Source organism: Maricurvus nonylphenolicus (genome assembly GCF_042854845.1).
In the GTDB taxonomy this organism is placed as follows: domain Bacteria; phylum Pseudomonadota; class Gammaproteobacteria; order Pseudomonadales; family Cellvibrionaceae; genus Maricurvus; species Maricurvus nonylphenolicus.
The window spans coordinates 3,710,593-3,723,561 of sequence record NZ_AP031498.1 but is presented as its reverse complement, the minus strand read 5'-3'; the positions used below and the strand labels follow the sequence as shown (position 1 = coordinate 3,723,561).

At 55.4% G+C, this 12,969-nt stretch carries 1 protein-coding gene (only partly in view); it reads left to right on the top strand.

The window, feature by feature from the left end; all coding sequences use genetic code 11:
• Positions 1 to 12,969, top strand: the end of a protein-coding gene (locus ACGHZ6_RS16190) for an immunoglobulin-like domain-containing protein (protein WP_390615035.1). 16,881 nt of this gene lie to the left of the window's left edge; only the last 12,969 of its 29,850 coding nucleotides appear in the window; the start codon falls outside the window, past its left edge; it ends in the stop codon at positions 12,967 to 12,969.

The window sequence follows — 12,969 nt, the reverse complement described above, 5'->3', positions numbered from 1 at the left end:
TACCTGGACAGCGCGGGCAACCCGGCGAGCACGACAGTAGCGGCGTTGCAAGCGGGCTTGAACATCACGATCCCGGCCAACAGCAGTTATGCGCCAGAGTTTGTGATCACGGCGGTGGACGACACGATCTTCGAAGGCAATGAAAGCCTGAGCATGAGCGTGGCGTTGGGCGCAGGTGAAACGGATGCGACGCTGGGCACGAGCAGTGCGAACGCGACCATCCACGATGAAGACAGTAGTGATCCGACCGATCCGAACCCAGGTGATGATCGCGGCGATGCGCCGGTGGTCAGCATCGCGTCGACGAACAACACGGCGGTGGAAGGCACGAGCAATGACACCGTGAGCTTCGTGGTGAGTCAGAGCAACGAAAGTGACTTCGCCACCGACGTGGTAGTGACGCTGAATCTGGGTACCGTGGAAGCGGCGGATATCAACGCGACCGTGACCTACCTGGACAGCGCGGGCAACCCGGCGAGCACGACAGTAGCGGCGTTGCAAGCGGGCTTGAACATCACGATCCCGGCCAACAGCAGTTATGCGCCAGAGTTTGTGATCACGGCGGTGGACGACACGATCTTCGAAGGCAATGAAAGCCTGAGCATGAGCGTGGCGTTGGGCGCAGGTGAAACGGATGCGACGCTGGGCACGAGCAGTGCGAACGCGACCATCCACGATGAAGACAGTAGTGATCCGACCGATCCGAACCCAGGTGATGATCGCGGCGATGCGCCGGTGGTCAGCATCGCGTCGACGAACAACACGGCGGTGGAAGGCACGAGCAATGACACCGTGAGCTTCGTGGTGAGTCAGAGCAACGAAAGTGACTTCGCCACCGACGTGGTAGTGACGCTGAATCTGGGTACCGTGGAAGCGGCGGATATCAACGCGACCGTGACCTACCTGGACAGCGCGGGCAACCCGGCGAGCACGACAGTAGCGGCGTTGCAAGCGGGCTTGAACATCACGATCCCGGCCAACAGCAGTTATGCGCCAGAGTTTGTGATCACGGCGGTGGACGACACGATCTTCGAAGGCAATGAAAGCCTGAGCATGAGCGTGGCGTTGGGCGCAGGTGAAACGGATGCGACGCTGGGCACGAGCAGTGCGAACGCGACCATCCACGATGAAGACAGTAGTGATCCGACCGATCCGAACCCAGGTGATGATCGCGGCGATGCGCCGGTGGTCAGCATCGCGTCGACGAACAACACGGCGGTGGAAGGCACGAGCAATGACACCGTGAGCTTCGTGGTGAGTCAGAGCAACGAAAGTGACTTCGCCACCGACGTGGTAGTGACGCTGAATCTGGGTACCGTGGAAGCGGCGGATATCAACGCGACCGTGACCTACCTGGACAGCGCGGGCAACCCGGCGAGCACGACAGTAGCGGCGTTGCAAGCGGGCTTGAACATCACGATCCCGGCCAACAGCAGTTATGCGCCAGAGTTTGTGATCACGGCGGTGGACGACACGATCTTCGAAGGCAATGAAAGCCTGAGCATGAGCGTGGCGTTGGGCGCAGGTGAAACGGATGCGACGCTGGGCACGAGCAGTGCGAACGCGACCATCCACGATGAAGACAGTAGTGATCCGACCGATCCGAACCCAGGTGATGATCGCGGCGATGCGCCGGTGGTCAGCATCGCGTCGACGAACAACACGGCGGTGGAAGGCACGAGCAATGACACCGTGAGCTTCGTGGTGAGTCAGAGCAACGAAAGTGACTTCGCCACCGACGTGGTAGTGACGCTGAATCTGGGTACCGTGGAAGCGGCGGATATCAACGCGACCGTGACCTACCTGGACAGCGCGGGCAACCCGGCGAGCACGACAGTAGCGGCGTTGCAAGCGGGCTTGAACATCACGATCCCGGCCAACAGCAGTTATGCGCCAGAGTTTGTGATCACGGCGGTGGACGACACGATCTTCGAAGGCAATGAAAGCCTGAGCATGAGCGTGGCGTTGGGCGCAGGTGAAACGGATGCGACGCTGGGCACGAGCAGTGCGAACGCGACCATCCACGATGAAGACAGTAGTGATCCGACCGATCCGAACCCAGGTGATGATCGCGGCGATGCGCCGGTGGTCAGCATCGCGTCGACGAACAACACGGCGGTGGAAGGCACGAGCAATGACACCGTGAGCTTCGTGGTGAGTCAGAGCAACGAAAGTGACTTCGCCACCGACGTGGTAGTGACGCTGAATCTGGGTACCGTGGAAGCGGCGGATATCAACGCGACCGTGACCTACCTGGACAGCGCGGGCAACCCGGCGAGCACGACAGTAGCGGCGTTGCAAGCGGGCTTGAACATCACGATCCCGGCCAACAGCAGTTATGCGCCAGAGTTTGTGATCACGGCGGTGGACGACACGATCTTCGAAGGCAATGAAAGCCTGAGCATGAGCGTGGCGTTGGGCGCAGGTGAAACGGATGCGACGCTGGGCACGAGCAGTGCGAACGCGACCATCCACGATGAAGACAGTAGTGATCCGACCGATCCGAACCCAGGTGATGATCGCGGCGATGCGCCGGTGGTCAGCATCGCGTCGACGAACAACACGGCGGTGGAAGGCACGAGCAATGACACCGTGAGCTTCGTGGTGAGTCAGAGCAACGAAAGTGACTTCGCCACCGACGTGGTAGTGACGCTGAATCTGGGTACCGTGGAAGCGGCGGATATCAACGCGACCGTGACCTACCTGGACAGCGCGGGCAACCCGGCGAGCACGACAGTAGCGGCGTTGCAAGCGGGCTTGAACATCACGATCCCGGCCAACAGCAGTTATGCGCCAGAGTTTGTGATCACGGCGGTGGACGACACGATCTTCGAAGGCAATGAAAGCCTGAGCATGAGCGTGGCGTTGGGCGCAGGTGAAACGGATGCGACGCTGGGCACGAGCAGTGCGAACGCGACCATCCACGATGAAGACAGTAGTGATCCGACCGATCCGAACCCAGGTGATGATCGCGGCGATGCGCCGGTGGTCAGCATCGCGTCGACGAACAACACGGCGGTGGAAGGCACGAGCAATGACACCGTGAGCTTCGTGGTGAGTCAGAGCAACGAAAGTGACTTCGCCACCGACGTGGTAGTGACGCTGAATCTGGGTACCGTGGAAGCGGCGGATATCAACGCGACCGTGACCTACCTGGACAGCGCGGGCAACCCGGCGAGCACGACAGTAGCGGCGTTGCAAGCGGGCTTGAACATCACGATCCCGGCCAACAGCAGTTATGCGCCAGAGTTTGTGATCACGGCGGTGGACGACACGATCTTCGAAGGCAATGAAAGCCTGAGCATGAGCGTGGCGTTGGGCGCAGGTGAAACGGATGCGACGCTGGGCACGAGCAGTGCGAACGCGACCATCCACGATGAAGACAGTAGTGATCCGACCGATCCGAACCCAGGTGATGATCGCGGCGATGCGCCGGTGGTCAGCATCGCGTCGACGAACAACACGGCGGTGGAAGGCACGAGCAATGACACCGTGAGCTTCGTGGTGAGTCAGAGCAACGAAAGTGACTTCGCCACCGACGTGGTAGTGACGCTGAATCTGGGTACCGTGGAAGCGGCGGATATCAACGCGACCGTGACCTACCTGGACAGCGCGGGCAACCCGGCGAGCACGACAGTAGCGGCGTTGCAAGCGGGCTTGAACATCACGATCCCGGCCAACAGCAGTTATGCGCCAGAGTTTGTGATCACGGCGGTGGACGACACGATCTTCGAAGGCAATGAAAGCCTGAGCATGAGCGTGGCGTTGGGCGCAGGTGAAACGGATGCGACGCTGGGCACGAGCAGTGCGAACGCGACCATCCACGATGAAGACAGTAGTGATCCGACCGATCCGAACCCAGGTGATGATCGCGGCGATGCGCCGGTGGTCAGCATCGCGTCGACGAACAACACGGCGGTGGAAGGCACGAGCAATGACACCGTGAGCTTCGTGGTGAGTCAGAGCAACGAAAGTGACTTCGCCACCGACGTGGTAGTGACGCTGAATCTGGGTACCGTGGAAGCGGCGGATATCAACGCGACCGTGACCTACCTGGACAGCGCGGGCAACCCGGCGAGCACGACAGTAGCGGCGTTGCAAGCGGGCTTGAACATCACGATCCCGGCCAACAGCAGTTATGCGCCAGAGTTTGTGATCACGGCGGTGGACGACACGATCTTCGAAGGCAATGAAAGCCTGAGCATGAGCGTGGCGTTGGGCGCAGGTGAAACGGATGCGACGCTGGGCACGAGCAGTGCGAACGCGACCATCCACGATGAAGACAGTAGTGATCCGACCGATCCGAACCCAGGTGATGATCGCGGCGATGCGCCGGTGGTCAGCATCGCGTCGACGAACAACACGGCGGTGGAAGGCACGAGCAATGACACCGTGAGCTTCGTGGTGAGTCAGAGCAACGAAAGTGACTTCGCCACCGACGTGGTAGTGACGCTGAATCTGGGTACCGTGGAAGCGGCGGATATCAACGCGACCGTGACCTACCTGGACAGCGCGGGCAACCCGGCGAGCACGACAGTAGCGGCGTTGCAAGCGGGCTTGAACATCACGATCCCGGCCAACAGCAGTTATGCGCCAGAGTTTGTGATCACGGCGGTGGACGACACGATCTTCGAAGGCAATGAAAGCCTGAGCATGAGCGTGGCGTTGGGCGCAGGTGAAACGGATGCGACGCTGGGCACGAGCAGTGCGAACGCGACCATCCACGATGAAGACAGTAGTGATCCGACCGATCCGAACCCAGGTGATGATCGCGGCGATGCGCCGGTGGTCAGCATCGCGTCGACGAACAACACGGCGGTGGAAGGCACGAGCAATGACACCGTGAGCTTCGTGGTGAGTCAGAGCAACGAAAGTGACTTCGCCACCGACGTGGTAGTGACGCTGAATCTGGGTACCGTGGAAGCGGCGGATATCAACGCGACCGTGACCTACCTGGACAGCGCGGGCAACCCGGCGAGCACGACAGTAGCGGCGTTGCAAGCGGGCTTGAACATCACGATCCCGGCCAACAGCAGTTATGCGCCAGAGTTTGTGATCACGGCGGTGGACGACACGATCTTCGAAGGCAATGAAAGCCTGAGCATGAGCGTGGCGTTGGGCGCAGGTGAAACGGATGCGACGCTGGGCACGAGCAGTGCGAACGCGACCATCCACGATGAAGACAGTAGTGATCCGACCGATCCGAACCCAGGTGATGATCGCGGCGATGCGCCGGTGGTCAGCATCGCGTCGACGAACAACACGGCGGTGGAAGGCACGAGCAATGACACCGTGAGCTTCGTGGTGAGTCAGAGCAACGAAAGTGACTTCGCCACCGACGTGGTAGTGACGCTGAATCTGGGTACCGTGGAAGCGGCGGATATCAACGCGACCGTGACCTACCTGGACAGCGCGGGCAACCCGGCGAGCACGACAGTAGCGGCGTTGCAAGCGGGCTTGAACATCACGATCCCGGCCAACAGCAGTTATGCGCCAGAGTTTGTGATCACGGCGGTGGACGACACGATCTTCGAAGGCAATGAAAGCCTGAGCATGAGCGTGGCGTTGGGCGCAGGTGAAACGGATGCGACGCTGGGCACGAGCAGTGCGAACGCGACCATCCACGATGAAGACAGTAGTGATCCGACCGATCCGAACCCAGGTGATGATCGCGGCGATGCGCCGGTGGTCAGCATCGCGTCGACGAACAACACGGCGGTGGAAGGCACGAGCAATGACACCGTGAGCTTCGTGGTGAGTCAGAGCAACGAAAGTGACTTCGCCACCGACGTGGTAGTGACGCTGAATCTGGGTACCGTGGAAGCGGCGGATATCAACGCGACCGTGACCTACCTGGACAGCGCGGGCAACCCGGCGAGCACGACAGTAGCGGCGTTGCAAGCGGGCTTGAACATCACGATCCCGGCCAACAGCAGTTATGCGCCAGAGTTTGTGATCACGGCGGTGGACGACACGATCTTCGAAGGCAATGAAAGCCTGAGCATGAGCGTGGCGTTGGGCGCAGGTGAAACGGATGCGACGCTGGGCACGAGCAGTGCGAACGCGACCATCCACGATGAAGACAGTAGTGATCCGACCGATCCGAACCCAGGTGATGATCGCGGCGATGCGCCGGTGGTCAGCATCGCGTCGACGAACAACACGGCGGTGGAAGGCACGAGCAATGACACCGTGAGCTTCGTGGTGAGTCAGAGCAACGAAAGTGACTTCGCCACCGACGTGGTAGTGACGCTGAATCTGGGTACCGTGGAAGCGGCGGATATCAACGCGACCGTGACCTACCTGGACAGCGCGGGCAACCCGGCGAGCACGACAGTAGCGGCGTTGCAAGCGGGCTTGAACATCACGATCCCGGCCAACAGCAGTTATGCGCCAGAGTTTGTGATCACGGCGGTGGACGACACGATCTTCGAAGGCAATGAAAGCCTGAGCATGAGCGTGGCGTTGGGCGCAGGTGAAACGGATGCGACGCTGGGCACGAGCAGTGCGAACGCGACCATCCACGATGAAGACAGTAGTGATCCGACCGATCCGAACCCAGGTGATGATCGCGGCGATGCGCCGGTGGTCAGCATCGCGTCGACGAACAACACGGCGGTGGAAGGCACGAGCAATGACACCGTGAGCTTCGTGGTGAGTCAGAGCAACGAAAGTGACTTCGCCACCGACGTGGTAGTGACGCTGAATCTGGGTACCGTGGAAGCGGCGGATATCAACGCGACCGTGACCTACCTGGACAGCGCGGGCAACCCGGCGAGCACGACAGTAGCGGCGTTGCAAGCGGGCTTGAACATCACGATCCCGGCCAACAGCAGTTATGCGCCAGAGTTTGTGATCACGGCGGTGGACGACACGATCTTCGAAGGCAATGAAAGCCTGAGCATGAGCGTGGCGTTGGGCGCAGGTGAAACGGATGCGACGCTGGGCACGAGCAGTGCGAACGCGACCATCCACGATGAAGACAGTAGTGATCCGACCGATCCGAACCCAGGTGATGATCGCGGCGATGCGCCGGTGGTCAGCATCGCGTCGACGAACAACACGGCGGTGGAAGGCACGAGCAATGACACCGTGAGCTTCGTGGTGAGTCAGAGCAACGAAAGTGACTTCGCCACCGACGTGGTAGTGACGCTGAATCTGGGTACCGTGGAAGCGGCGGATATCAACGCGACCGTGACCTACCTGGACAGCGCGGGCAACCCGGCGAGCACGACAGTAGCGGCGTTGCAAGCGGGCTTGAACATCACGATCCCGGCCAACAGCAGTTATGCGCCAGAGTTTGTGATCACGGCGGTGGACGACACGATCTTCGAAGGCAATGAAAGCCTGAGCATGAGCGTGGCGTTGGGCGCAGGTGAAACGGATGCGACGCTGGGCACGAGCAGTGCGAACGCGACCATCCACGATGAAGACAGTAGTGATCCGACCGATCCGAACCCAGGTGATGATCGCGGCGATGCGCCGGTGGTCAGCATCGCGTCGACGAACAACACGGCGGTGGAAGGCACGAGCAATGACACCGTGAGCTTCGTGGTGAGTCAGAGCAACGAAAGTGACTTCGCCACCGACGTGGTAGTGACGCTGAATCTGGGTACCGTGGAAGCGGCGGATATCAACGCGACCGTGACCTACCTGGACAGCGCGGGCAACCCGGCGAGCACGACAGTAGCGGCGTTGCAAGCGGGCTTGAACATCACGATCCCGGCCAACAGCAGTTATGCGCCAGAGTTTGTGATCACGGCGGTGGACGACACGATCTTCGAAGGCAATGAAAGCCTGAGCATGAGCGTGGCGTTGGGCGCAGGTGAAACGGATGCGACGCTGGGCACGAGCAGTGCGAACGCGACCATCCACGATGAAGACAGTAGTGATCCGACCGATCCGAACCCAGGTGATGATCGCGGCGATGCGCCAACATTAATTGTTAGCCCTACTAGTGTTATTGAAGGTGGTCAGATTGTATTCACTGTGAGTCTGAGTAATCCGAGTGATGAACAGATTGATTTTAGTGTGGTTACTGTTGATACCGGAAGTGCAACAAGCACTACAGATTACAGTTCGAGCTTGGAATACTGGGATGGTGATAGTTGGGAGCCAGTGACTGGTGATCTCAGTTTTGCTGCAGGTCAAACAAGCATAGATGTTCGTTCTACTACTGTGCAGGACGAATTCGATGAAGTTAACGAAACGTTCGATTTATTAGCTACTGTGACTGCTGGTACTACAACGAATGCTAGTGCGACTGGTACCGGAACAATTCTGGATGACGACACTACTCCTGTAGCTGAAGACGACACCTTCACCGTCAACGAAGACACTGTCTTAAATGGAACCAGTGTCCTATTGGATAACGGCAGTGGTGCAGACTACGATCTGGACGGCGATTCACTTTCAGTAGTCGCTGCAGGACCATTTGCTACGGCTCAGGGCGGGAGTGTAACTATCCTGGCTGATGGTACTTTCACTTACACGCCACCTAATAACTTCAATGGTACAGATACATTTGATTACACCGTAACAGATGGTACCAACACTGATGTTGGTACTGTTTCGATCAATGTTCTGCCAGTAAATGATCCTCCAGTTGCCGAAGATAATACCGTCGTTACTCCTGAAGACACGACTTACGTCTTCCAGGCTTCCGACTTTGGTTATACGGATCCAGAAGGCCATACGGCGACGTCCATCACCATTCAGTCTTTGGAGCAAGTGGGCAGTCTTCAATACGATGACGGCAGCGGATTCCGTAATGTCGTTGTTGGAGATGAGATTCCGTTTACGGCGATTACCTCCGGCAATTTAATCTTCGTACCTTTCCCAGATACATCAGGTACTGATTACGATGACTTTACTTTCACAGCCAATGATGCAGATCAGGGTGTTGTTGCTGGTCGGATTCAGGTTGACGTTACACCTGTTCAAGATGGTCAGGTTCTACCATTAACCGATTCAGATCCTGCGGCGAACAAAGTTATTGAAGGTGCAAGCAATGGCAGCATTGTTAATCTGACTGGTTTCAGTACCGATCCAGATCCGGAAGATACTATTACCTATAGTTTGGTTGATAATGATGGCGGCAACTTCACCATCGATCCAACAACCGGAGTTGTAACAGTTAATGCTGATACAACAGGCCTATCGGGTACCACTCGTACCGTTATCATTCGTGCAGACAGCTCTGATGGTTCTTTTGTCACTGGCAGCTTTGATATTGATGTCGTATCTGCTGAAGATGATTCTGCCGTAGTTCATGAAAGTGCGCTGGCAGATGGTTCTGGAAGAATTGAAACATCTTTCGATAGCCAGGATGAAGTCGGTCAGGATGTTGCTGGTGGTGAAGGTACGGTTATTGCCACAGGTAACTTGCTTGCCAATGATGGCTTGCCTGCTGGTACAACTATTAGTGGTATAACCGGTGCCACTTTCTCCGGTGGTGTTTACACGGTTAGCTCCAGTTACGGCACGTTGGTTGTAGATACTGTGGGTAACTATACCTACACATTAAATACCAATGTTGATAACAGTGCGCCGGCTGATGACTTGAGTGTCATTGATCAGTTCACCTACTCAACGAGCCAGGGCACCAGTGCTGACTTAAATGTAACGATTATCGATGATACGCCGCAGGCGACCGATATCATCGCCGAGGTACCGGAAGGTGATGTTAAGAGTTTCCAGCTGGTATTAACGCTGGATGTTTCAGGCAGTATGACCAACGCTTCAGCCGGTGGTGTGGTTTATCTTGAAGATGGTTCTACCACCACGCGTTTGGCCATGGCCCGTGATGCCTTGAAAGAGTTGGTGAAAGAGTACTATAGCCAATCAGACAATGTTTCTGTGAAGTTGGTTACTTTCAGTAATTCGGCAGTGATTCTCAATGGTGGTAATGCTTACACCGATTTGGATTCAACGCTTGCTGCTATTGATACGATGAATGGTTCTGGTGGCACCAACTATGAAGATGGTTTGGAAAAGGCTATAGATGCTTTGGATGGCAATGGTGATGGTCTAATTGATGATAACAGTTACGACACAACCATTACCTACTTTGTATCCGATGGTATCCCAACCGTTGAAAATACCTCAGGAGGCATCTCTGATCCTGTAGGTAACTCGGGCTGGGATACCTTTATTGCCAATAATACGGTTGATTCCTACGCGGTAGGTATTGGTACAGGTATTTCCGATTTCACTCAGCTTGATGCGATCCACAATATTGATGCCGATGATTCCGGTACTGTTGATGGTGCACTTTATGTTCCTGATCTGAATGATCTGGAAAGTGAGCTATTAAGTACCGTGCCTCCAAGCTTTGGTGGTAATGTTGTTTCAAGTGGTGGCATTAATAACGTTGAGTTTGGTGCGGATGGTTTGTATATCTGGACCATGACCATCAACTTGGGTGGTACCGATGTTACTTTCACCTACGATCCCGTAAGTGATGAAATTACTAACGATGGTGGATTTGCCAATACTGCGGGATCCTTGCTGCAGTTAGATGCTTCGTACGGTTTCAGCTTTGGTCGATTCATCTTCGATTTCAGTAATGGTGATTACACCTTCTACTCCGGATCTTCTGCATCTGCTGGCGATAGCTTTGCCTTGGATTTCATTGCTATTGATGGTGATGGTGACGTGGCGCCATCGGCGAATCTGACAATCAATGTTGTCGATGGAAAACCGGTTGCCAATGATGATACCGATACCTTGTTCCCGGTTGCTGGAAACCTGGAAGGTAATGTCATTTCTGGTGTTGGCACCGATGGCGGCGTATCTCTGGGAGATGGGTTTACCAGCTTTACTCGACAGGGTAGTGGTGTTGATGTCGCAATCGATGATGCTCGGGTAAGTGCAATTACCTTCCGTGGCGATACCATTGATTTACTGGATCTTTCACAAGCAGGTAATCCTCCGGTAGCCGATACCGGTGTAGTTGACCCCGCGGGTAAAGATTACTCGTATGAGATTGTCTCAGGTGTACTGACTATTAATGCTGATGATGGCAGTGTTTTGGTCTTTAACTCAGATGGTTATTACAACTTTACACCAGCAAACGTACCTAATCCTCCAACTGGAGCCACAGTGACTCAGCAGTTCACTGATAACTCTTCGACAGAGATTGCTGAAAGCACAAGCATAGGCGTTACTATAAGTTCTCCAGACGGATCGGTGGTTTATAGCGGTAGTGGAATAGGCGTCAACAGTGGTGAATCCGGTAACAATGCTTCTCGTTTGAATTCGGGAGAGCGAATCATCGTTGAATTTGATCCGAGTATGTATCCTTATGGCGTTCAAGGGTTTGATATCGATGCGAACAGCTTGGGTGGTACTTATGAAGCCTTTACTGTCACCGCGTATCACATCGATGGACATGAATTAGCCGAAGTTGCTGTGAGGGGATCAACCTGGCATAACGATATTTTCGCTGACTACAGCAATATCGCGAGAGTTGAAATTCAGGTTGGAAGTTCCGGTAACTCTTTCTTAGCGGGTATTCGTTTCGAACCGGTAGAGTTAGACACGTCTTCTACTGGTGTTGAGCCTGAAGAGATTGGTTACACCCTAACGGATATTGATGATGAGAGTGATGATGCAACACTGACGTTGGGCATTATTCATAACTCTATCGTAGGTTCAGATGCGACGACTGGTTTACAAGGGCATTACTACGGCCGCAGTGGTTTGAGCAGTGTAGCTCAGGCAGAGTCGACAATCAGTGGTAACTCGCCTGATGCGACTTTTATCGCCACATCTGTAGATTATGGTTTGAGTAGCTCAACCAACCTGGGAACGGGCACCAGCTTGCAGGAGTTCCTGGGTAGTGATTTCAGCAGCTTGTCGACCGATCCTTCAGATACCTCGGCAGGTGTTTTACATCTGACGGGTAACATTACGCTGGCTGCGGGCACTTACAACTTCCGTGTTAATGCGGATGATGGTTACAGTATTCGAGTTGATGGTGTGGTGGTTGCTGAGTTCGATGGTAACCAGGGACCAACAACACGTACCCATGCTGATTTCACTGTTGCAACAGGTGGTGAGCATACAATCGAGATTATCTACTGGGATAATTCGGGCGATGCAGAGTTACATGTTGAATACCGTGAGTCGGGCGGAGCCTATCAATACTTGAGCAGTGCTGTTACCAGCATTCCAGGCGATAATCTGACAGGTACCGACGCTAACGACTTTATCTCCGGTCTGGGTGGCGATGACACTATTGACGGCGGTTTAGGCGCTGACATTCTGGAAGGCGGTGAGGGTAATGACACCCTGATCGGTAACGATGGCAGTGACAAACTCGTCGGCGGTAGTGGCGATGATATTCTAACCGGCGGATCCGGTACTGATAATCTCGATGGCGGTGAAGGTGATGACCAGCTCTCCGGCGGCATCGGCAACGACAAGCTGCAAGGTGGTGAAGACAACGACACCCTCGACGGTGATGAAGGCGCAGATACCCTCTACGGTGATGCAGGTAACGATACGCTTGATGGTGGTATCGGCGCTGACACTCTGTACGGTGGTGAAGGCAACGATATCATCATTGGTGGCGACGATGATGACGTTATCTTTGGTGGTTTGGGTGACGATACGCTGACCGGTGGTACGGGTACTGATACCTTCACATGGCAGGTTAACGAGCAGGGCACATCTAGTGATCCTTCCTCGGATATCATTACTGACTTTACCGTCGGTGCTGGTGGCGATGTGCTTAACCTTGCTGATTTGTTGCAAGGTGAAGACACTAACCCACTGACTGATTACCTGCAGTTCAACTTTGATGGCAGTGATACCACCATCAGTGTTGATCACAGTGGTGGCGTTTTCTTCCAGGCAACACAGGAAATTGTGCTGCAAGGTGTTGACCTAACCGCAGGTGGAACTCTAACGGATCAGGATATTCTGCAAAATCTGACTAATGACGGTAACCTGATTGTCGATTAG